The organism is Pseudomonas sp. R2-7-07 (genome assembly GCF_003852355.1).
GTDB lineage: Bacteria > Pseudomonadota > Gammaproteobacteria > Pseudomonadales > Pseudomonadaceae > Aquipseudomonas.
In genome coordinates this window covers 3,880,226-3,902,662 of sequence record NZ_CP027759.1, presented here as the reverse complement: position 1 = coordinate 3,902,662, position 22,437 = coordinate 3,880,226, and the positions used below count along the sequence as shown (strand labels likewise).

Sequence of the window (22,437 nt, the reverse complement as noted above, 5' to 3'; positions counted from 1 at the left end):
CGGTAAGGTTTCGAGGATGAACTAGTGGGTTAGCCTGCGTATACTGGCCGCCTTAAGTTATTACGGTTGACTTGTTTCAACTGACTTCACGGAGCGCCCTGCATGTCCGGCAATACCTTCGGCAAGCTGTTCACTATCACCACCGCGGGCGAAAGCCATGGCCCGGCGTTGGTCGCCATTGTCGACGGCTGCCCGCCCGGCCTCGAGCTGTCTCTGCAAGACCTGCAGCGTGACCTGGACCGTCGCAAGCCCGGCACCAGCCGTCACACTACCCAGCGCCAGGAACCCGATGAAGTCGAGATCCTCTCCGGTGTGTTCGAAGGCCGCACCACCGGCTGCGCCATCGGCCTGCTGATCCGCAATACCGACCAGAAGTCAAAGGACTACTCGGCGATCAAGGACCTGTTCCGCCCGGCCCACGCCGACTACACCTACCATCACAAATACGGCGAACGCGACTACCGTGGCGGCGGCCGCAGCTCGGCCCGCGAAACCGCGATGCGCGTGGCGGCCGGTGCCATCGCCAAGAAATACCTGGCGACCCAGGGCATCGTCATCCGTGGCTATATGAGCCAGCTCGGCCCGATTGAAATCCCGTTCAAGACCTGGGACAGCGTCGAAGACAACGCCTTCTTCTGCCCCGACCCGGACAAGGTGGCGGAACTGGAAGCCTACATGGACCAATTGCGCCGCGATCAGGATTCGGTCGGTGCCAAGATCACCGTGGTAGCCGAGGGCGTCAAGCCGGGCCTGGGCGAGCCGATCTTCGACCGTCTCGACGCCGAACTCGCCCATGCGCTGATGAGCATCAATGCGGTCAAGGGCGTGGAAATCGGCGCCGGTTTCGCCTGTGTGGCCCAACGCGGCACCGAGCATCGCGATGAGATGACCCCGCAAGGTTTCCTCAGCAACAACGCCGGCGGCATCCTCGGCGGTATCTCCTCGGGCCAGCCGATCGTGGCGCACCTGGCGCTCAAGGCCACGTCGAGCATCACCACGCCGGGCCGCTCGATCGATGTGCATGGCAACCCGGTGGACGTGATCACCAAAGGCCGCCACGACCCGTGCGTCGGCATCCGCGCCACGCCGATTGCCGAAGCCATGATGGCCATCGTGTTGATGGACCACCTGCTGCGCAACCGCGGGCAAAACGCTGATGTGCAGGTGAGTACGCCGGTACTGGGCCAGCTGTGAAGGGCTGAAGGTGACAGCCCTCCCTTATTGGCGCCTTTCCAGCTTTTACCTGTTCTACTTCGCCCTGCTCGGGGCGACGGCGCCATTCCTGGCGTTGTACTTCGATCACCTGGGCTTTTCCAGCGCGCGTATCGGCGAGCTGGTGGCCATTCCCATGCTGATGCGCTGCGTGGCGCCCAATCTTTGGGGCTGGCTGGGCGATTACACCGGGCGACGCCTGGCCATCGTGCGCTTTGGCGCGGTGTGCACGCTGTTGAGTTTTTCGCTGATTTTCGTCAGCAAGACCTACGCCTGGCTGGCCCTGGTCATGGCCTTGCACGCGTTCTTCTGGCACGCGGTACTGCCGCAGTTCGAAGTGATCACCCTCGCTCACCTGCAACAGCAAACCTCGCGCTATAGCCAGATACGCTTGTGGGGCTCCATCGGCTTTATCCTCACCGTCGTGATCATGGGCCGCCTGTTCGACTGGCTGAGCGTGGATATCTACCCGGTGGTGGTCGTGGTGATCATGGCCGGCATCATCGGCGCCAGCCTGTGGGTGCCGAATGCGCAGCCCACCAGCCACGGCAAGCGCCTGGCCGGTGACGGGTTTATCCGCCAATTGCGCAGCCCCGGCGTGCTGGCCTTCTATGCCTGCGTGGCGCTGATGCAGATGAGTCATGGCCCGTATTACACCTTCCTCACGCTGCACCTGGAACACCTGGGCTACAGCCGTGGCGTGATCGGCCTGCTGTGGGCGCTCGGGGTGGTGGCGGAGGTGTTGATGTTCCTGGGCATGAGTCGCATCCTGACGCGCTTTTCCGTGCGCCGGGTACTGCTGGCCAGTTTCCTGCTGGCAGCACTGCGCTGGTTGCTGCTCGGTGCGTTTGCCGAATTTTTCTGGGTGCTGCTGTTGGCGCAAGTGCTGCATGCCGCCACGTTCGGCAGTTTCCATGCGGCGGCCATCGCCTTCGTGCAGCGCAGTTTCGGCGATCGTCAGCAAGGCCAGGGCCAGGCGCTTTACGCCGCGCTGGCCGGCACCGGTGGTGCGCTGGGTGCGCTGTATGCCGGTTATAGCTGGAATCTGCTGGGGCCGTCCCTCACCTTCAATATCGCCAGCATCGCGGCCCTGGCTGCCGCCGTTATCATTGGCCTTCGATTGCAAGAGCCGAACCAAGGAGCCGTGCAATGAGCTACGTCGCTGTCTACCCCCTTACTACACCCGACACCCCGAACAAAGTGCTGACCCACTTCGACGACATTCAGTCGACCCTGGCCGAAAAAGGCGTGCGCTTTGAGCGCTGGCAGCCCGGCGCGCTGGAAAAGGGCGCCAGCGAGGCGCAGATGATTGCGGCGTATCAGTCGCAGATCGAGGCGCTTGGCTACGCCCGTTTCAAAGTGATCAGCGTGACCGGTGATCATCCCCATAAAGACGCGCTGCCGGCCGAGCGCCTGAGCGAGCACACCTGCCGTGAAGATCAAGCGCACGGCTTTATCGCTGGCCAGGGATTGTTCTCGTTGCGCATTGGCGATTATGTCTACGGCGTGCGGTGTGAAAAGAACGACCTGCTGATCGTGCCCGCCAACATGCCCCATTGGTTCGACATGGGCGAGAACCCGCACTTTGTCGCGCTGCATATGTTCAACACTGCAGAGGGTTCGGTGCCGACCTTGACCGGTAATGACATCGCCCGTGACTTTGCCAAGCTGGACGACTAATACAAGACATTTTAAATGTTCAATCCCGGCACGTTGGAATGTGCTGTGGGAAGAAGCCTAAATACATGTAGGGCTTGGCTGTTTATCCTCGGCCTTGCTCTCTCATTTCGCCAGTTATGTAACTCTCTCCTCATTCAATGTTTATGTCGCTGTCTATAGGAAGAATCCGAAGGGTGACAGCGCATCAGCATATAAAAAAGGAGAAAGTAATGAATCGCCCCGAGGAGTTATCTCAGCCGTTGGACGTTTTGCCGACGGTTATCAGAAGACGCTTGAGTTTGCTCGGCAAGCCCCTGACCAAGACGGAGCTGCAGATCCTGCGGTGGGCCTCCGAAGGTAAGACCATATGGGAGATGAGCAGGATTCGCTGCACCTCGGAGGCCACGGTCAAATTCCATCTGCGCAATATCTACGGCAAGCTCGATGTGAATAACCGCGTGCAGGCGATGAATGAGGCGGCGCGCCAGGGCCTGTGCTGACGGCATAAAAAAGGGCCGCGACGCTCAACGGCGTCGCAGCCCTCTGTAGCTGGGTGAAGCTTATGCCGAGTGGTAGGTCGGCAAGGCAAAGCGGTTCTGGCTTTGCAGCATCGAAATTTGCGGCAGTTCACTGGCTTGCTCGGCCAGGTCGCGGCGGATCGCGCTGATCACCCAAGTGAGTTGGTCGGCGGTGTGCAACTGCTGATACGAGATCGAGCGTTTCACCTGCTTGCCTTCGCTGTTGCGCAGGGTCAACAGGATGCCGCCGTCCGGACGTGGCTGGGTGGTGACGTCGTAGTTGGAAAATACCGAAGCGAATTTATCTTGGATCAGGCTCATGTCTATCAGCTCCATTGGCTCAAGTGGGCAAGCATGGAGTGAGAGGTGCAGTGATTGTGCCAGTATTGAGCATCTTAAAAAATCATTGTAAATCAATAACTTATAATTTTTCAGGATTTTCGTTTTCGTGCAATTTGCATGAAGGGCTATCGTGCATCCTGCATTTTGCGTTATCCAACCGGTTACTTTTCACGCGCAATGCATTTTCCCTACCGATTATGACCGTGGGTTTCGCGGATAAATTCCATTCAGGCCGCAGGCGCTCATCGGGAGACGGCACAGTTTGAGTCCCGCGTGTACAGCTAAAGATGGGTTGGCACCACGTTCGCTATTGATTGTGCCTATCGGCACTTTTGACAAAAAAGCCATGACAGCAGGGAACTCCATCGGGACACTGGGCGCCATATACAGCATCACACAGGAGCCCTACATGTCGACTCAGCCCAAACAGATGACCGAAGACGAAGCCGCCGAATTCGCCGAGCAAGTCTTCGACGTCGCCCGCAAAGGCGACGCCGCCATGCTCGCAGCGCTCTTGACCAAAGGCTTGCCGGCCAACTTTCGGAATCACAACGGTGACACGTTGCTGATGCTTGCGGCCTACCACGGCCATGCCGAGGCAGTAAAAGTGCTGCTGGAGTTCAAGGCCGATCCCCTGATTGCCAACGATAAGAACCAACTGCCGATTGCCGGTGCGGCCTTCAAGGGCAACCTGGCCGTGGTCAAGGCGCTGATCGAGGGCGGAACCCCGATTGAAGCGGCTTCTTCGGATGGGCGCACGGCATTGATGATGGCGGCCATGTTCAACCGCGTCGAAATGCTCGAATACCTGCTCGGCCAAGGGGCCAATCCCAAGGCTACCGACGCCCAGGGCGCGACGGCGCTGGCCGCGGCGCAGACCATGGGGGCGGTGGATACGGCGGCGTTGTTGCAAAAACTGGTGTAGGCTACGCGCCCTCGAAAACCCGCCCGTCACAGGACCACCCCATGAAAACCGCTCTCGTCGAACTCATCAGCAAAATCAGCGCCGGCGTCATGGCCGAGGACGAGGTGGTGCGTATCGCCGACGAAGCGGCTCAGGCCTACGCGGACCCTGCGGCTTTTCTGGCGGCCAATCCGGATATCAACTACGACGATACCTTCCCGATTCCGCTGGGGGAGTGGGTAGTAATTGGCAGCCTGCCGGACACCGTACTGTTCCAGGCCGACACCTACGCCGACCTGTTTGCCCAGATCGTCGCCTCGTTTGGTCCGGGCGTGGCGTTCAACCTCAAGCCCAAGCAACTGGCGAAGACCGAAGACCTGACGGCCCTCAACCGCATCCAGATCCAAATGAGCGCTCTGAGCCCGGAAGACGGCGGCTATGTGCTGCTCAACTTCAGCCAGTTGCTCGATGACGAAATCCAGGCCGTGCTGGTGTTCGGCAATGACCTGCCGCGCGTGCTGGAGCTGTGCGCCGAGGTCGGCATCCAGGCCGAACCGTCGCTGGAAGCCCTGAAGATTGCCGTACACGTCTGAAATAAAACGGAACCCCGGCCAGGGCTGACTATCCTACAAGGGCATGCCCTCACTTAGGAGCGACACCATGGGTTCCACTTTCAACGGCCTGATTGGCCTGATCATCCTCGCGCTGGATATCTGGGCGATCATCAACGTGTTCAAAAGCGGCGCGAGCACGGGCGCCAAGGTGCTGTGGATTTTGCTGATCCTGCTGCTGCCGGTACTGGGCCTGATCATCTGGGCGATCGCCGGGCCGCGCGGTAACGTGCGCATCTGATCGCTCGCTCACTTCAAATCCAGAGTGAGCACAATAATGTGGGAGGGGGCTTGCTCCCGATGGCGTAGTGACAGTCACTCTATCCAGTGCTGACCCACCGCCATCGGGGGCAAGCCCCCTCCCACATTTGCTTTCAGTGCGGCAGGGAGATTTGTGTGTCGAAATATTCGCTGCACGAAATTTTCACATCCCATCCAAGACAATTCGCCCGCATTGTTCCGCTGCCAAGGGTTCCGCTGGCAAGGCTCTATCCCCCGAGTGCCCATAAAGGCACGGCGGCGGCGCTTGTTCAGTAATTTATAGCGTTGATGCCGTTGATCGGGCACCATTTGCCCCACCGCGTTAACCGCCCACCCCGGCCAGCCTGGGCGAGGGACGGACGCCACTGCATTATTTCGCAACTTCAACTTCCAATGGGTCCTAAAACGACATGGCAAACCCGGACGCCCTGAATCAGCCGCGCGCTTCAAATCGCCTGCTGCAACCGACCGTCAAATCCCATCTGGCGTACACGCTGCTTTGCGCACTGGTCATGATGGTGATGTTCTCCCTGCTGCGCCTGGCGTTGCTGGTCTACAACCGCGAGATGATCCTCGATACACCGGCCTCGACCTTCCTGGAAGCGTTCGCCAACGGCCTGCGCCTGGATATCCGCCTGGTGATGTACCTGCTGATCCCGCTGCTGCTGGCGTTGTTCAGCGTACGGGCCATGGCGGCGCGTGGGTTCTTCCGCTTGTGGTTGACCGTCGCGTCCAGCATTGCGCTGTTCCTGGGCCTGATGGAGATGGACTTCTACCGTGAGTTCCACCAGCGCCTCAACGGCCTAGTCTTCCAGTATGTGAAAGAAGACCCGAAAACCGTGATGAGCATGCTCTGGTACGGGTTCCCGGTGGTGCGTTACCTGTTGGCCTGGGCCGTGGGCACGCTGATCCTGAGCATGGCCTTCAAGGGCGCCGACCGCGCAACGCGCCCGCGTGGCCCGTTCAGTGGCGGCAGCATCGGCACGCGCCCGGTGGCGCCGTGGTACAGCCGCATCGCGGTGTTCGTGGTGTGCCTGCTGGTCGCAGTGGTCGCCATCCGCGGCACCCTGCGCCAGGGTCCGCCGCTGCGTTGGGGGGATGTCTACACTACTGATTCGAACTTCGCCAACCAGCTTGGCCTCAATGGCACGCTGTCGCTGATCGCTGCGGCCAAGTCGCGCTTCTCCGAAGATCGCTCCAACATCTGGAAGGCCACCCTGGAGCAACCGCTGGCCACCCAGACCGTGCGGGACATGCTGGTGCTGCCGAGCGAAAAACTGGTGGATACCGACACCGCTGCCGTGCGCCGTGATTTCACGCCACCGGCCGAGAAGACCCTGCCGATCAAGAACGTGGTAGTGATCCTGATGGAAAGCTTCGCCGGTCACTCGGTGGGCGCCCTGGGCCGTCCAGGCAACATCACGCCGTACTTCGACAAGTTGTCCAAGGAAGGCCTGCTGTTCGATCGCTTCTTCTCCAACGGTACCCACACCCACCAGGGTATGTTCGCCACCATGGCCTGCTTCCCGAACCTGCCGGGCTTCGAATACCTGATGCAGACCCCCGAAGGCAGCCACAAGCTGTCGGGCCTGCCGCAGTTGCTCAGCGCGCGTGATTTCAATGATGTGTATGTCTACAACGGCGACTTTGCCTGGGACAACCAGTCAGGCTTCTTCAGCAACCAGGGCATGACCAACTTCATTGGCCGCAATGACTTCGTCAACCCGGTGTTTTCCGACCCGACCTGGGGCGTGTCCGACCAGGACATGTTCAACCGTGGCCTGGAAGAACTGAAGGCCCGCGAAGGCGGCAAGCCGTTCTACGCGCTGCTGCAAACCTTGTCCAACCACACCCCGTACGCCTTGCCGACGCCATTGCCGGTCGAGAAAGTCACTGACCGTGGCAGCCTCAACGAGCATTTGACCGCCATGCGTTACTCCGATTGGGCGCTGGGCCAGTTCTTCGAGAAGGCCCGCAAGGAGCCGTACTTCAAGGAAACCCTGTTCGTGGTGGTGGGTGACCACGGCTTCGGTAACGAGCAGCAGATCACCGAGATGGACCTGGGCCGTTTCAATGTACCGATGCTGATGATCGCGCCGGGCATGCAGGAAAAGTTCGGCGAGCGTGACCACACCGTGGGCACCCAGATCGATATCGTCCCGACCATTATGGGGCGCCTGGGCGGTGACACCCTGCACCAGTGCTGGGGCCGCGACCTGCTCAACCTGCCGGAAGGCGACAAAGGCTTCGGCGTGATCAAACCGTCGGGCAGCGACCAGACCGTCGCCCTGCTCACGGCTGATCGCGTGCTGGTCTTGCCCAAGGAAATGCCACCCAAGCTGTGGCAATACGAACTGGGCGCCAACCCGACCGGCAAAGTAATCGCCGAATCGCCCGACGAAGCGGCGCTGAAGCAGAAACTCGAGTCGTTCCTGCAAACCGCCACCAAGAGCCTGCTGGATAACACCGCAGGCGTGGTAGACGGTAAGCCGGATTAACGGATCGGCAATAAAAAAGAGGCCTCATTGAGGCCTCTTTTTTTGTGCGTTGAAACGGTGTTTATATTTTGCCGAGTAACAACAGCACCAGCAGAACGACCAGCACTACGCCCAGGATACCCGACGGGCCATAACCCCAGTTACGCGAGTGCGGGAACACTGGCAGGCCGCCGACCAACAGTAGAATCAGGATAATGATCAGGATCAGGCTCATGGTTTTATTCCTTATAGGCCTTGCGTAAAGACCGGTTATTCAGCGGGAGTCTCGTCCACTTGATTATGGACGGCTTAACAACTCCGACTCTGTCACTTCACAGAAAATTCCGTATTTTTTTAAAGCAATTTGGTTGCTCGCTTATTTCTTTTAACACCTGCGCAAATACATCAACTTAGTTGAAAAATATTGAACTTAGGCTATGCGCGCGCATCCGACCGAGCCCGCGGTTTGCCTGGGGCATTCATCACTCTGATGGTGCGTGGGCGCGGCAAAAACCTTCGCTACACTGCCGGTCACTCCTCTGGTGAACCACAAGGCTACTTCCTATGCAAAACCGCATGATGATCACTGGCGCCGGGTCCGGCCTGGGTCGTGAAATCGCTCTGCGCTGGGCCCGCGAGGGTTGGCAGCTGGCCTTGTCGGATGTCAGCGAAACTGGCTTGCAGGAAACCCTCAGGCTGGTGCGCGAAGCCGGTGGCGATGGTTTCACCCAGCGCTGCGATGTGCGTGACTACAGCCAGCTCACCGCGTTCGCCCAGGCCTGCGAGGTGAAGCTTGGCGGCATCGATATCATCGTCAATAACGCCGGCGTGGCGTCCGGTGGGTTCTTTGCCGAGTTATCTCTTGAAGACTGGGACTGGCAGATCGCAATCAACCTGATGGGCGTGGTCAAGGGCTGCAAGGCGTTCCTGCCGCTGCTTGAAAAGAGCAAGGGGCGCATCATCAACATCGCCTCGATGGCCGCGCTGATGCAGGGGCCGGCCATGAGCAACTACAACGTGGCCAAGGCCGGTGTGGTGGCGCTGTCGGAAAGTCTGCTGGTGGAACTCAAGCAGCAGGAAATCGGCGTGCATGTGGTATGCCCGTCGTTTTTCCAGACCAATCTGCTCGATTCATTCCGTGGGCCGACCCCGGCGATGAAGGCGCAGGTGGGCAAGTTGCTCGAGAGTTCACCGATCTCGGCGACGCAGATCGCCGACTACATTTATCAACGCGTGGCTGCCGGCGAGTTCATGATTCTGCCCCACGAGCAGGGGCGGATGGCGTGGACGCTCAAGCAGAAAAACCCGCAGTTGCTGTATGACGAGATGACGCTGATGGCCGATAAAATGCGCGCCAAGGCGCAGGCTACCAAAGCCTGATCTGGATGCGGTCTGTCAGGTAAATTACCTCTCCATGTAGGTGACGCCTGATTTGGCCGCGTGCCATTGCTGGTTACGCTTCAAGCGAGCAAGGTCGGGGGCCAGACACTCGAAAAGGACACCCGCCATGCTGGTCTTAAGCCGTGTTGTAGGCGAAACCATCGCCATCGGCGATGACATCGTCTTGCACATTCTCGAAATCAACGGGCGCCAGGTGAAATTTGGCATCGAAGCGCCCGTAGGGATCAGCGTGCATCGCGCTGAGGTCTACCGCAAAATCCTCGAACGCCAGGCCAGCGCCACTCATCCGGTGCCGGTACCTACCCCTTAGCCTCGTCGTCAGTCAAACAGGTGCTTGGGCACGTCGTGCTTGAGCATCAACTGGCATTGTTCGCTGTCCGGATCGAACACGATCAACGCCTGGCCCTTGGTCAGTGCCTGGCGTACGCGCAATACGCGGGTTTCCAGCGGTGTGTCGTCGCCATTGTCGGTGCCATCGCGGGTAACGAAATCCTCGATGAGGCGGGTCAGGGTGTCGACTTCAAGCGCGTCGTAGGGAATCAGCATACAAGCCTCAGGTGTCAGGTCCCGGCGATGCTACTGTGCCGGGACCTTGGTTGCCAGTATCAGCTGTTGTCGGCGTCGGACTTCTGGCCGACCAGGCTGTCCACCGACGGCACGCGGGTATCGCTCTCCATGTGCGTCTCATGCTCGATCTGATGGCTGAAGCGGTCCAGGGAGCCTTGGGCCGGTTGCGCATCGCTGGCAAAGACCGGTGGGCTGAGGATGTAGGCGCCGAGCAGCCGACTGAGGGCCGCCAGGCTGTCGATATGGGTGCGCTCGTAACCGTGGGTGGCATCGCAACCGAACGCCAGCAGCGCGGTGCGGATGTCATGCCCGGCGGTCACTGCCGAATGCGCATCGCTGAAGTAATAGCGGAACAGGTCACGGCGCACCGGCAGATCGTTATCCGCCGCCAGGCGCAGCAAGTGCCGTGACAGGTGATAGTCATACGGCCCACCGGAATCCTGCATCGCCACGCTCACCGCGTGTTCGCTGGAGTGTTGGCCGGGGGCGACCGGGGCGATATCGATACCGACGAACTCACTCACATCCCAGGGCAGGGCGGCGGCCGCGCCGCTGCCGGTTTCCTCGGTGATGGTGAACAGCGGGTGGCAATCGATGAGCAAGGGTTCGCCGCTGTCGATGATTGCCTTGAGCGCGGCGAGCAGGGCGGCGACGCCGGCTTTGTCGTCCAAGTGACGCGCGCTGATGTGACCGCTTTCAGTGAACTCCGGCAGTGGGTCGAACGCCACGTAGTCACCGATGCTGATCCCCAGGGAATCGCAGTCGGCGCGGGTCGCGCAATAGGCATCCAGGCGCAATTCGACGTGGTCCCAGCTCACCGGCATTTCATCCACGGCGGTGTTGAACGCATGCCCGGAGGCCATCAATGGCAACACGCTACCGCGAATCACCCCGTTGTCGGTGAACAGGCTGACGCGGCTGCCTTCGGCAAAACGGCTCGACCAGCAGCCGACCGGCGCCAGCGTCAGGCGGCCGTTGTCCTTGATCGCCCGTACGGCGGCGCCGATGGTGTCCAGATGCGCGGAGACGGCGCGGTCAGGGCTGTTCTTCTGGCCCTTGAGGGTGGCGCGAATCGTGCCGCGCCGGGTCATTTCAAACGGGATGCCGAGCTCTTCCAGGCGTTCGGCGACGTAGCGCACGATGGTGTCGGTAAACCCTGTGGGGCTGGGAATGGCGAGCATTTCCAGCAGGACTTTCTGCAGGTAGGCGAGATCCGGTTCGGGAATGGTTCGGGTCATGGAAACTCCTGATGGGTTGAGGGCGATCGTTCCCACGCTCTGCGTGGGAATGCAGCCCGTGACGCTGCGCGTCACAACAACGGACGCAGAGCGTCCCTTGAGGCATTCCCACGCGGAGCGTGGGAACGATCAGAGGTCAAGCGGCCGGCTGACTATGTGGAAACAACAAATCCACAAACTTCTCAGCGGTAGGTTGCGGTTCATGATTGGCCAATCCGGCCCGTTCATTGGCTTCAATGAACACGTAGTCGGGTTGATCCGCTGCAGGCACCAGCAGGTCCAGGCCGACCATGGGGATGTCCAGCGCACGGGCGGCGCGGACGGCGGCGTCCACCAGGGTCGGGTGCAGGGTCGCCGTGACGTCTTCCAGGCACCCGCCGGTGTGCAGGTTGGCGGTGCGACGCACGGCCAATTGCACGCCGCGTGGCAGGATGCTCTGGTAGTCATACCCGGCGGCTTTCAGGGTGCGCTCGGTTTCCGCGTCCAGCGGGATCTTGCTTTCGCCGTCGGTAGCGGCCTGGCGCCGCCGGCTCTGGGCTTCGATCAAGGCACGGATCGAATGCTGACCATCGCCTATCACTTCGGCCGGGCGACGAATCGCGGCGGCGACCACTTCAAAACCGATCACCAGGATGCGCAGGTCCAGGCCTTCATGGAAGCTTTCGAGCAGCACCCGGCTGTCGAACTGGCGCGCCGCGTCAATCGCCGCTTGTACTTCCTCGATAGTTCGCAAGTCCACCGCCACGCCCTGGCCCTGCTCGCCATCCAGTGGCTTGACCACGATGCGTTGGTGCTCGTCGAGAAATTCCAGGTTGTCATCGGCGCTGCCTGCCAACTGCTGCGAAGGCAGCTGCAAACCAGCGGCCTTGAGCACCTTGTGGGTCAGGCTCTTGTCCTGGCACAGGGTCATGCTGATGGCGCTGGTCAGGTCGCTCAACGACTCTCGGCAACGCACGCGGCGCCCGCCGTGGCTGAGGGTGAACAGCCCGGCATCGGCATCGTCCACGTGCACATCGATACCGCGTCGATGGGCTTCTTCGACGATGATGCGCGCATAAGGATTGAACCCCGCCTGTGGCCCAGGGCCGAGAAACAGCGGCTGGTTGATGCCATTCTTGTGCTTGATCGCAAAGGTGGTCAGTGCGCGGAAACCGAGCTTGGCATAGAGGCTCTTGGCCTGGCGGTTATCGTGCAGCACCGACAGGTCCAGGTAGCTCAAGCCACGACTCATGAAGTGTTCCACCAGGTGGCGCACCAGCACTTCACCCACACCGGGGCGCGTGCATTGCGGGTCTACCGCCAGGCACCACAGGCTGCAACCGTTTTCCGGGTCGTGAAAGGCCTTCTGGTGGTTCAGGCCCATCACGCTGCCGATGATCGCGCCGCTGTCTTCGTCTTCTGCCAGCCAGTACACCGGGCCACCTTGATGGCGCGGGGTCAGGCGTTCAGGGTCGATGGGCAACATGCCGCGTCCCTGGTACAGCAGGTTCACCGCCTGCCAGTCGGCCTCGCTTTGTACCCGACGGATACGAAAACCGCGAAACACCCGCGTGGCCGGGCGGTAATCGCTGAACCACAGGCGCAGGGTGTCGGAAGGGTCGAGGAACAGCTGCTGCGGATCGATCCCCAGGATCTGCTGGGGTGCGGCGACATACAGCGCGATGTCACGCTCGCCGGGCTGCTCGTTGAGCAGCTCCTGGGCGAGGCTGGCGGGGTCTGGGAAGGTATGCCCGATCAGCAAACGGCCCCAACCGCAGTGCACGGCAATCGGTTCGGGACCTTGGGCGCTGCCGTCTTCGGCAAGCCGGGCCTGCAGGCGCTCGTAGGTCGGCGCCTGGCCCTTGAGTAAGCGTTGGCTATATGCCGCAGCGTTAGGTTTCATCGATCAGATTCCTTGTTCGCTGAGCCACAGGTTCAGCGCCGCCAGTTGCCACAGCTTGGAGCCGCGCAACGGGGTCAATTGGCCCTGTGGGTCCGTCAGCAAGCGGTCAAGCATGGCGGGGTTGAACAGGCCACGGTCCTGGCTCGGGTCCAGCAACAGCTCGCGTACCCAGTTGAAGGTGTCGCCCTGTAAATGCTTGAGGCCTGGCACCGGGAAGTAGCCTTTCTTGCGGTCGATGACTTCGCTGGGGATCACGCGGCGCGCGGCTTCCTTGAGCACCTGCTTGCCGCCGTCGGGCAACTTGAACTTGCCCGGCACGCGGGCCGAGAGTTCCACCAGGCGGTAGTCGAGAAACGGCGTGCGCGCCTCCAGGCCCCAGGCCATGGTCATGTTGTCGACGCGTTTGACCGGGTCGTCCACCAGCATCACCGTGCTGTCCAGGCGCAGGGCCTTGTCTACCGCAGCGTCCGCGCCCGGCATCGCGAAATGTTCGCGCACGAAGTCCCCGGCGGCGTCGTTGGCGGTCAGCCATTTCGGCGCGACGGTGGCGGCATAGTCGTCGTAGCTGCGGTCGAAAAATGCCTCGCGGTACGCCGCATACGGGTCGCTGGCGCCGTCCACCTGCGGGTACCAGTGGTAGCCGGCGAACAATTCGTCGGCGCCCTGGCCGCTCTGTACCACCTTGCAATGCTTAGCCACTTCCCGCGAGAGCAGATAGAAGGCGATGCAGTCGTGGCTGACCATCGGCTCGCTCATGGCGCGGAAGGCCGCTGGCAGCTGCTCGATGATCTCGCTTTCGGCGATGCGCAATTGGTGGTGACGGGTGCCGTAGTGCTTGGCGATCAAGTCCGAATACTGGAACTCGTCGCCGCGCTCGCCGCCGGCGTCTTCAAAACCGATGGAGAAGGTCGACAAGTCTTCGACGCCCACTTCGCGCAGCAGGCCGACCAGCATGCTCGAGTCGACGCCACCGGAAAGCAGCACGCCGACGTCAACCGCCGCGCGTTGACGGATAGCCACGGCTTCGCGGGTGCTGTCGAGCACGCGGTCGGTCCAGTCTTCCAGGCTCAGGTTTTTTTCGTCATCACGGGGACCATAGGGCAGGGTCCACCAGGTTTGCTGTTCGGTCTTGCCGTTCGCCTCGATGCGCATCCAGCTCGCTGGCGGCAGCTTTTCAATGCCCGCCAGCAGCGTGCGCGGCGCAGGCACCACGGCGTGAAAATTGAGGTAATGGTTGAGTGCGACCGGATCGAGAATCGGGTTGATATCGCCGCCCTTGAGCAGCGCCGGCAACGCCGAGGCAAAGCGCAGGCGCTGGCCGGTGCGCGACAGGTACAGGGGCTTTACGCCGAGGCGGTCGCGGGCGATGAACAGACGCTGGGCATCGCGCTCCCAGATGGCAAAGGCAAACATGCCATTGAGCTTAGGCAGCAGCGCTTCGCCCCAGGCGTGATAGCCCTTGAGCAGCACTTCGGTGTCGCCGCCGGAATAGAAGGCATAGCCCAAGGCTTCCAGCTCTTGGCGCAGTTCCGGGAAATTGTAAATCGCGCCGTTGAACGCCAGGGACAAGCCCAGTTGGGCGTCGACCATCGGTTGGGCGGAGCCGTCCGACAGGTCCATGATTTTCAGGCGGCGATGGCCCAGGGCAATCGGCCCTTGGGCATGGAAGCCCCAGGCGTCGGGGCCACGAGGGGCGAGGTGATGCGTGATGCGTTCCACGGCTGCCAGGTCGGCAGGTTGATGATCAAAGCGTAACTCGCCAGCTAATCCACACATAAGTTCCTTACCGGTTTTTCCGTTGGGGAGGGGTCAATACTCAATACGCACCAAAAGGGCGCTTACCCAGAAACTGACCCCAGGCACAACCCGGGAGTTTTAGAACGATAAGTTATAAGTGGACTTTGGCTAATGGCACCGCCGCTTTCGCCGTTTCGCGATCAGGGCGCTGGTCGCGCTTTGCCGCGAATCAGTTCGCGCAGGGCAAACCGATTGGGATGACAAGCCTGGGCAACGCTGACGGGCAACGGCAGCGGTTCGTTATCCAGCCACGCCGCCAGCAGTTGCGCCGATAAAGGCGCGGTGATCAGGCCGCGAGAACCATGGCCGCTGTTGATGTACACACCGTCCAGCCACGGGCACGGCGTATCGGGTACCTGGCGGGCGTCCTTGGCCAATACGCCATACGCCTCGGCAAACGCGCTTGCATCGGCCAGCGGACCGACAATGGGTAGATAGTCGGGGCTGGTGCAGCGGAAGGCCGCTCGGCCCTCCAGGCTTTCAAGCGGCTGGGTGTCGGCGTGCAAGGCGTGCAGCAGGGCCGGGGAAATTTCCCGCAGCAGCGTCAGGTTATCGGCGTGTTCGGCGAGGGTAGGCGTGAGGCCCTCGCTCTTGAAATCGAAACTGGCGCCCAGGGTGTGTTCGCCCAAACGTGCCGGCGCGACATAGCCTTGCCCGCACACCACCGTGCTCAACGCTCGGCTTTCGACAGTCTGCGCAAGGCTCGTGATTTGCCCGCGAATCCGCTTGAGCGGCAGCGCGGCGCTGAAGGGAAAGCGCTTGATCTCGGCGGCGCCGGCGAGCACCACCACGGGCGCGCTGGCGACCAGCGTGTCACCGTTGCGGGCCTGCCATTGGCCGTCGACGCGCTGCAAGGTGAGCGCCTCCTGATGCAAGCGCACGTCCACGCCGGGATGCCGCGCCTGCCACGCGCACAGGGCGGGCGGATTGACCCAGCCGCCCTCAGGGAAAAACAGCCCGCCCATCTCCAGCGGTATACCCGCGTGGGCTTGGGCCTGGGCCGCATCCACGCGGTGCAGCAGGTCCGGCGCGAAGGCCTCGGCCAGCTGGGCCTGGCGTTCGGCTTCCTTGGGATTGAACGCCAGTTGCAGTACACCGCAGGCGTCCCAGTCCACCCCGCGCTGCAAATGCTCCAGCAGCCGACGGGTGTAGCCGAAGCCGCTGACAATCAACTGCGACAGCGCCGTGCCATGGGCCGACAGTTTCAGGTACAGCACGCCCTGCGGATTGCCCGAGGCTTCCTGGGCCAGGGCCGCATGACGCTCCAGCAGGCACACCTGCCAGCCGCGCGCGGCCAGACTGGCTGCGGTGCAGCAACCGGCCAGCCCACCGCCAATCACCAAGGCCCGGCGTTCGCCCGGCTCCGGCGCCGGCCGGGCGAACCACGGCGCGCTGGTGACGGGACGCGTTGTGTGCTCGGGCCAACCGAGAAACTCCCCGCGCAAAATCTCCCACTTATGGCCAATGCCCGGCGTGCGTTTCATCTTGAACCCGGCGGCGTTGATCAGCCGCCGTACCCAACCGGTGCTGGTGAAGGTGCTGATGGTCGAGCCCGGTGCCGCCAGGCGCGCCAGTTCAGCAAACAGCTCGGCGGTCCACATGTCAGGATTTTTCGCCGGGGCGAAGCCGTCGAGAAACCAGGCATCGACCTGCGCATCCAGTTGCGGCAATTGCTCCAGGGCATCGCCGATCAACAGCGTCAGGGTCACGCGGCCGTGGTCCAGCACCAACTGCTGGAAGCCTGGATGGATGGCGATGTACTGCGCCAGTAATTGCTCGGCATAAGGTGCCAGCTCCGGCCACAGGCCCAGGGCGCGTTGCAGGTCGGCATGGCTCAGCGGGTATTTCTCCACGCTGACAAAATGCAGGCGTGCCCCGGCCACCGCGTGTTGGGCGAACAGCTGCCAGGCGCACAAAAAATTCAAGCCCGTGCCGAAGCCGGTCTCGCCGATGACCAGCCGCCCGCCCGCCGGCAAGGCGGCGAAGCGCTCCTGCAAACGGTTCTGTTGCAGGAACACATAGCGGGTTTCTTCAAGGCCTGACTGGGTGGAGAAATACACGTCGTCGAACATCCGCGAATGCGGGCGGCCGTGGTCGTCCCAGTCGAGCTGGGCGTGGGCGATGGGGGTCATGGGCGGCTCATAAATAGACAGCGGGCAAACACAGGCGGCCATTCTAGCCGATCGACACGCCATGAATTGAGCCATGGCAAGCCTCGGTGGAATTTCCTGCCGCGTGCCGCTGCCCAATCCGCTAATCTTGAGCCATCTTGAAACGGAGCTGCCCATGTTCGAATCCGCCGAAATCGGTCACGCCATCGACAAAGACACCTTTGAGGCCGCAGTGCCGGCCCTGCGCGAAGCCCTGCTGGAAGTGCAGTACGAGCTGCAGCAGCAGAAGCGCTTCCCGGTGATCATCCTGATCAACGGCATCGAGGGCGCGGGCAAGGGCGAGACGGTCAAGTTGCTCAACGAGTGGATGGACCCGCGCCTGATCGAAGTGCGCACCTTCGACCAGCAGACCGATGAGGAACTGGCGCGCCCACCGGCCTGGCGCTACTGGCGGCAATTGCCGGCCAAGGGGCGCATGGGGATTTTCTTCGGCAACTGGTACAGCCAGATGCTGCAAAGCCGCGTTCACGACCAGATCAAGGACGCCCGTCTCGACCAGGCCATCGCCGGGGCCGAGCGCCTGGAGAAGATGCTCTGCGATGAAGGTGCGCTGATCTTCAAGTTCTGGTTCCACCTGTCCAAGAAACAGATGAAGGCGCGGCTCAAGGCGCTGGCCGATGACCCGCTGCACAGTTGGCGCATCAGCCCGCTGGATTGGCAGCAGTCCGAGACCTACGACAAATTCGTGCATTTCGGCGAACGCGTGCTGCGCCGTACCAGCCGCGACTATGCGCCGTGGCATGTGATCGAAGGGGTCGACCCCAATTACCGTGGGCTCACCGTGGGCAAGATTCTGCTCGGGGGCCTGCAGAATGCCTTGAAGCTGCCCAAGGGCAAGGCCAGCGGCATGAACCCGGCGCCGTTGATCGCGTCGGTGGACCAGAAGAGCCTGCTCGACAGCCTCGACCTGAGCCTGCGCCTGGACAAGGACGATTACGAAGAACAGCTGATTACCGAACAGGCGCGCTTCTCCGGCCTGATGCGCGACAAACGCATGCGCAAGCACGCCCTGGTGAGTGTGTTCGAGGGCAATGATGCGGCCGGCAAGGGCGGAGCGATCCGTCGCGTGGCCGCCGCGCTGGACCCGCGCCAGTACCACATTGTGCCGATTGCCGCGCCCAGCGAAGACGAGCGCGCCCAGCCCTACCTGTGGCGGTTCTGGCAGAAGATCCCGGCGCGGGGCATGTTCACCGTGTTCGACCGCTCCTGGTATGGCCGGGTGCTGGTGGAACGCATCGAAGGCTTCTGCACCCCGACCGATTGGATGCGCGCCTATGGCGAAATCAATGACTTCGAAGAGCAATTGCGCAATGCCGGTGTGATCGTGGTCAAGTTCTGGCTGGCCATCGACAAGGACACCCAGCTGGAGCGTTTCCAGGCCCGCGAAGAGATTCCCTTCAAGCGCTTCAAGATCACCGAAGACGACTGGCGCAACCGCGACAAGTGGGATGACTACCGTGCGGCGGTGGGCGACATGGTCGACCGCACCAGCACTGAAATCGCGCCCTGGACTCTGGTGGAAGCCAACGACAAGCGCTGGGCGCGGATCAAGGTGCTGCGCACCCTCAACCGCGCGCTGGAAGACGCGTTTGCCAAGAGCGACAAGCACGACAAGAAGAAAAAGAAATAGCGGGCTGCCCAGCTCAATAATGTGGGAGGGGGCTTGCTCCCGATAGCGGTGGGTCAGCTTCGAATGTGCTGACTGACCCATCGCCATCGGGAGCAAGCCCCCTCCCACAGTTTGACCTCATTCACTCAAGCCAGTGGCCGCACTTCGGCAACCCGCAGCTGGCATTGCCTGGCGCGTGATCCCTGACAACGCAAATCAAATGTGGGAGGGGGCTTGCCCCCGATGGCGGTGGGCCAGCTTCGAATTTGCTGACTGATACACCGCTATCGGGGGCAAGCCCCCTCCCACAGTTTGACCTCATTCACTCAAGCCAGTGGCTGCACTTCGGCAACCCGCAGCTGGCATTGCCTGGCGCGTGATCCCTGACAACGCAAATCAAATGTGGGAGGGGGGCTTGCCCCCGATAGCGGTGGGTCAGCTGCGAATTTACTGACTGACCCACCGCCATCGGGAGCAAGCCCCCTCCCACATTTGATCTCCACACATCAGGTAGACCGCATCCCGGCCTCATGCTTTTGCATCCATGCAGTGAATGATCATCGCGCCTGCCCAGGGCCCGGCTCTATCCTCGATCCACAACCACAAGATCGAGGAAGCCCCATGCGTGAAGTAGTGATCGTCGACAGCGTGCGAACCGGCCTGGCCAAGTCTTTTCGCGGCAAGTTCAACCAGACTCGCCCTGATGACATGGCGGCCCATTGCGTCAACGCGCTGTTGAGCCGCAATGGCATCGACCCGGCGACGGTGGAGGACTGCATCGTCGGCGCCGGCTCCAACGAAGGCGCCCAGGGCTACAACATCGGGCGTAACGTGGCGGTGCTGTCACAGCTGGGCACCGGCACGGCGGGCATGACGCTCAACCGTTTCTGTTCGTCGGGCTTGCAGGCGATTGCGATCGCGGCCAACCAGATTGCCTCGGGTTGCAGCGACATCATCGTCGCCGGCGGCGTGGAATCCATCAGCCTGACCATGAAGAGCGTCAACACCGACCACCTGATCAACCCGCTGCTCAAAGAGCAGGTGCCCGGTATCTACTTGCCCATGGGCCAGACCGCCGAAATCGTCGCACGGCGCTACCAGGTCAGCCGCGAGGACCAGGACCTGTACGCCCTGCAAAGCCAGCAGCGCACGGCACAGGCCCAGGCTGATGGCCTGTTCGACGATGAAATCGTGCCGATGGCGGTCAAGTACAGCGTCGAAGACAAGCACACCGGCCAGGTGCAGGTACTCGATGGCGTGGTCGACCGCGACGACTGCAATCGCCCCGACACTACACTGGCCAGCCTCAGTGGCCTGAAGCCGGTGTTTGCCGAAGACGGTTCGGTGACGGCGGGTAACTCGTCGCAGCTGTCCGACGGCGCCTCGATGACCCTGGTGATGAGCCTGGAAAAAGCCCTGGCGCTGGGGCTCAAACCCAAGGCGTTTTTTCGCGGTTTTACCGTGGCCGGTTGCGAGCCGGACGAAATGGGCATCGGCCCGGTGTACTCGGTGCCTAAACTGCTCAAGGCCAAGGGCTTGCAGGTGGCGGATATCGACCTGTGGGAACTCAATGAAGCGTTTGCCTCACAGTGCCTGTACGCCCGTAATCGCCTGGAAATCGACAATGCCCGCTACAACGTCAACGGCGGCTCCATCGCCATCGGCCATCCATTCGGCATGACCGGCTCGCGGCAAGTGGGGCACCTGGTGCGGGAGCTGCAACGGCGTGATTTACGCTATGGCATCGTCACCATGTGCGTGGGTGGCGGGATGGGGGCAACCGGGTTGTTTGAAGCTGTGCGCTAGGCTCTATCAAAGGCAGGAGTCCTGGCACCTCGCGATCCAAATGTGGGAGGGGGCTTGCCCCCGATGGCGGCCCGACAGCCGACACAGAATGTTGGATCGAGAATGAACAAGCGTTGCACGCAAGCCATCCTGCACCGAAAAGATCAAAGTTTTTTAAACTGTTCCGTCAGCAAGGCTGCGAATGTGTCTTTCGCAGGATGAAACTTGACGTGTTTATTCCAGATGAAATAGTTCTTTATGGGTGGTAACTCACTGAATTCATAGCCGCTGATTCCACCCATTTTCCGAAACTGCTCATACATCCCCTTAGGCACTAACGACACTCCCGCCCCGGAACTGACGCACCCCAGTATGGTGCCATAGCTGGCAATGCTTGTGATGGTGCTTGCTACGTCGCAATCAGCCAGCCAGTTTTTCAGTGACTTCCTATAAGGACATCCTTCGGGCCACATGAATATGTTTTTCCCGCCAAGATCCTGCGGCCCTCGAATTGTCCCTGCAGACGCCGACGCAATTAGCACGAGCTCTTCCTGGTAGATTTCCACAGATTCAATATCTGCGTGCTCAGGGCTCACAGCAATAATTGCACCATCCAGCTTAAGGTCAACCACATCATTAACCAACTGTGACCAGGTTGCCGTACTGAACTCCATTTGCACGGCAGGGTAGTGTTGATGATAAGCGGATAGCAGCTTGGGCAGTCTTCCTGTCGCAGCAGACTCTATTGCACCAATCTTCAATACCCCGCAAGCCACTGATGCAGGGTCAAGCGCTCTTCGAGATTCCTGGCACAGTGACAAAATTTTATTTGTGTATTCAAGAAACAATCGTCCGGAAGGGCTGATGACCAGCCCGCGGCCTTTTCGTATGAATAAGGAAGCGCCAAGCTCCTTCTCTAACGCTTTTATTCTGTTTGTTATGTTTGATGGGACGCAATGCAATAGTTCGGAGGCTCGAATGATACTGCCCTGATCGGCAACCACCTTGAACATAGTCAACTGTGAGAGTTCCATTGCATTGCTCACTAAAAGTGAATGATCGGCTCAGTATAAGTTACTTGTTGCAAGCTAATCAATAAATTATGTTATTGGCCCTGAACCTGAATGCTGGCCGGAAATTCATATGGATTTTGAACACGCTGTGATTGCATTAGGGTTCTTTGCTTTTTGCGGCGGGTTAATAGACGCTGCTGTTGGCGGCGGAGGGCTTGTACAATTGCCAGCGCTGCTGCACGCTTTACCTCAGTACAGTCTCGCCACGGTGTTTGGAACAAATAAGCTTGCCGTACTGGCGGGGAATTGTTCCTCTATATTCAGCTACCTGAAAAGGATAAAGATCATATGGAAGTTAATGCTTCCCACCATGGTCTCGGCTTTTATTTTTGCGTTTGTTGGGGCCATGTCCGTCTCTATCATCCCTAAGAGGCTGATGGAGTACGTTGTGTTCTTTCTCTTGATAGCCATGGCAGGCTACACGTTTATCAAGAAAGATTTAGGATTGGCGAGCTCACACAAGCACTGCGGCACCAGGGAAGTTTTGTTGGGCATTTTCTTCGGTGGTGTAATTGGTTTCTACGATGGTGTGTTTGGGCCCGGCAGTGGCAGTCTATTGCTCTTTGTGTTCGTTAAATATTTCGGTTTTGATTTTCTAAATGCCTCCGCTTCTGCAAAGCTGGTTAATTTAGGGACTTTCAGCGCGGCCCTTATATTTTTTGTGCCGTCCGGCAACGTGTTGTGGGCAATAGGTGGAGTGGTGGCCCTGTGTAATATTGCAGGTTCCCTGACCGGGGTTTTCCTGGCGCTAAGATATGGCAGCAGGTTTATCAGGGTGTTCTTTTTGATTCTGCTGATATTTTTAATAGGAAGAATGGGGCTGGCGCTCGGTTCGTAGCCCGTTGCCATCACCTATCCGTTCGGACATACCCCCCGCTCCGCAGCTATATTCTTCGGTTGCAAATCCCCAATAAAGTTTGTTGTTTGTTT

21 protein-coding genes are annotated in these 22,437 nt (G+C 60.5%); 13 read left to right on the top strand and 8 right to left on the bottom strand.

The window, feature by feature from the left end; genetic code table 11:
* Positions 1-102 precede the first annotated feature (102 nt).
* The 4 genes from aroC (at position 103) to C4J86_RS17825 (ending at position 3,371) form a co-directional block, all read left to right on the top strand.
* Positions 103-1,194 carry a chorismate synthase gene (gene aroC, locus C4J86_RS17840; RefSeq protein ID WP_124371369.1) on the top strand — a complete coding sequence of 364 codons (1,092 nt, stop codon included), beginning with the start codon at positions 103-105 and terminating at the stop codon, positions 1,192-1,194.
* Between the two features lie 10 nt (positions 1,195-1,204).
* Complete coding sequence (locus C4J86_RS17835) at positions 1,205-2,365, top strand: MFS transporter (protein ID WP_124371368.1); 1,161 nt, start codon at positions 1,205-1,207, stop codon at positions 2,363-2,365.
* Positions 2,362-2,892: an acireductone dioxygenase gene (locus C4J86_RS17830; protein WP_124371367.1), complete on the top strand. Its 531-nt coding sequence runs from the start codon at positions 2,362-2,364 to the stop codon at positions 2,890-2,892. Before C4J86_RS17835 ends, C4J86_RS17830 begins: the two co-directional genes overlap by 4 nt.
* Positions 2,893-3,101: 209 nt before the next feature.
* On the top strand, positions 3,102-3,371 hold the full coding sequence (locus C4J86_RS17825; protein WP_124367793.1) for a response regulator transcription factor: 270 nt from the start codon (positions 3,102-3,104) through the stop codon (positions 3,369-3,371).
* A 60-nt stretch (positions 3,372-3,431) separates the two neighbouring features.
* On the opposite strand, the gene C4J86_RS17820 is transcribed toward C4J86_RS17825, so the two are convergent.
* Positions 3,432-3,710 carry a DUF3509 domain-containing protein gene (locus C4J86_RS17820; RefSeq protein WP_003172952.1) on the bottom strand — a complete coding sequence of 93 codons (279 nt, stop codon included), beginning with the start codon at positions 3,708-3,710 and terminating at the stop codon, positions 3,432-3,434.
* A gap of 430 nt (positions 3,711-4,140) precedes the next feature.
* On the opposite strand from C4J86_RS17820, the gene C4J86_RS17815 reads away from it, so the two are divergent.
* The 4 genes from C4J86_RS17815 (at position 4,141) to C4J86_RS17800 (ending at position 8,005) form a co-directional block, all read left to right on the top strand.
* Positions 4,141-4,656 carry an ankyrin repeat domain-containing protein gene (locus C4J86_RS17815; RefSeq protein ID WP_124371366.1) on the top strand — a complete coding sequence of 172 codons (516 nt, stop codon included), beginning with the start codon at positions 4,141-4,143 and terminating at the stop codon, positions 4,654-4,656.
* 41 nt (positions 4,657-4,697) lie between these two features.
* On the top strand, positions 4,698-5,228 hold the full coding sequence (locus C4J86_RS17810; protein WP_124371365.1) for a hypothetical protein: 531 nt from the start codon (positions 4,698-4,700) through the stop codon (positions 5,226-5,228).
* 67 nt (positions 5,229-5,295) lie between these two features.
* On the top strand, positions 5,296-5,487 hold the full coding sequence (locus C4J86_RS17805) for a PLDc N-terminal domain-containing protein (protein WP_003172956.1): 192 nt from the start codon (positions 5,296-5,298) through the stop codon (positions 5,485-5,487).
* Positions 5,488-5,917: 430 nt separating this feature from the next.
* On the top strand, positions 5,918-8,005 hold the full coding sequence (locus C4J86_RS17800; RefSeq protein ID WP_124371364.1) for an LTA synthase family protein: 2,088 nt from the start codon (positions 5,918-5,920) through the stop codon (positions 8,003-8,005).
* Positions 8,006-8,066: 61 nt separating this feature from the next.
* On the opposite strand, the gene C4J86_RS17795 is transcribed toward C4J86_RS17800, so the two are convergent.
* The gene (locus C4J86_RS17795) at positions 8,067-8,219 is read right to left on the bottom strand and encodes a DUF3309 family protein (RefSeq protein ID WP_003192767.1); all 153 of its coding nucleotides are present in this window, start codon (positions 8,217-8,219) and stop codon (positions 8,067-8,069) included.
* 329 nt (positions 8,220-8,548) lie between these two features.
* On the opposite strand from C4J86_RS17795, the gene C4J86_RS17790 reads away from it, so the two are divergent.
* Both C4J86_RS17790 and csrA read left to right on the top strand, forming a co-directional pair.
* Positions 8,549-9,364 carry an SDR family oxidoreductase gene (locus C4J86_RS17790; protein ID WP_124371363.1) on the top strand — a complete coding sequence of 272 codons (816 nt, stop codon included), beginning with the start codon at positions 8,549-8,551 and terminating at the stop codon, positions 9,362-9,364.
* Positions 9,365-9,491: 127 nt separating this feature from the next.
* The gene (csrA, locus tag C4J86_RS17785) at positions 9,492-9,695 is read left to right on the top strand and encodes a carbon storage regulator CsrA (RefSeq protein ID WP_124371362.1); all 204 of its coding nucleotides are present in this window, start codon (positions 9,492-9,494) and stop codon (positions 9,693-9,695) included.
* 8 nt (positions 9,696-9,703) lie between these two features.
* Here the strand turns inward: csrA and C4J86_RS17780 are convergent, their stop codons facing one another.
* From C4J86_RS17780 to mnmC, 5 genes are all read right to left on the bottom strand, one after another.
* Complete coding sequence (locus tag C4J86_RS17780; protein ID WP_003236706.1) at positions 9,704-9,931, bottom strand: YheU family protein; 228 nt, start codon at positions 9,929-9,931, stop codon at positions 9,704-9,706.
* Between the two features lie 59 nt (positions 9,932-9,990).
* Positions 9,991-11,190 (bottom strand): osmoprotectant NAGGN system M42 family peptidase, encoded by a 1,200-nt coding sequence (locus C4J86_RS17775; protein ID WP_124371361.1) that lies wholly within the window; start codon positions 11,188-11,190, stop codon positions 9,991-9,993.
* A gap of 136 nt (positions 11,191-11,326) precedes the next feature.
* Positions 11,327-13,072, bottom strand: coding sequence for an N-acetylglutaminylglutamine synthetase (ngg, locus tag C4J86_RS17770; protein WP_124371360.1), 1,746 nt, complete (start codon positions 13,070-13,072; stop codon positions 11,327-11,329).
* A gap of 3 nt (positions 13,073-13,075) precedes the next feature.
* Positions 13,076-14,848, bottom strand: coding sequence for an N-acetylglutaminylglutamine amidotransferase (locus C4J86_RS17765; RefSeq protein WP_124371359.1), 1,773 nt, complete (start codon positions 14,846-14,848; stop codon positions 13,076-13,078).
* Between the two features lie 161 nt (positions 14,849-15,009).
* Positions 15,010-17,001, bottom strand: a complete 1,992-nt coding sequence (gene mnmC / locus C4J86_RS17760; RefSeq protein WP_124371358.1) for a bifunctional tRNA (5-methylaminomethyl-2-thiouridine)(34)-methyltransferase MnmD/FAD-dependent 5-carboxymethylaminomethyl-2-thiouridine(34) oxidoreductase MnmC — start codon at positions 16,999-17,001, stop codon at positions 15,010-15,012.
* Positions 17,002-17,155: 154 nt separating this feature from the next.
* On the opposite strand from mnmC, the gene pap reads away from it, so the two are divergent.
* Complete coding sequence (gene pap, locus C4J86_RS17755) at positions 17,156-18,670, top strand: polyphosphate:AMP phosphotransferase (protein WP_124371357.1); 1,515 nt, start codon at positions 17,156-17,158, stop codon at positions 18,668-18,670.
* A 600-nt stretch (positions 18,671-19,270) separates the two neighbouring features.
* The gene (locus tag C4J86_RS17750) at positions 19,271-20,455 is read left to right on the top strand and encodes a thiolase family protein (protein ID WP_124371356.1); all 1,185 of its coding nucleotides are present in this window, start codon (positions 19,271-19,273) and stop codon (positions 20,453-20,455) included.
* 143 nt (positions 20,456-20,598) lie between these two features.
* Here the strand turns inward: C4J86_RS17750 and C4J86_RS17745 are convergent, their stop codons facing one another.
* Positions 20,599-21,468 (bottom strand): LysR substrate-binding domain-containing protein, encoded by an 870-nt coding sequence (locus C4J86_RS17745; protein ID WP_124371355.1) that lies wholly within the window; start codon positions 21,466-21,468, stop codon positions 20,599-20,601.
* Between the two features lie 109 nt (positions 21,469-21,577).
* Between C4J86_RS17745 and C4J86_RS17740 the strand changes: the two genes are divergently transcribed.
* The gene (locus tag C4J86_RS17740) at positions 21,578-22,345 is read left to right on the top strand and encodes a TSUP family transporter (RefSeq protein WP_124371354.1); all 768 of its coding nucleotides are present in this window, start codon (positions 21,578-21,580) and stop codon (positions 22,343-22,345) included.
* Positions 22,346-22,437 lie beyond the last annotated feature (92 nt).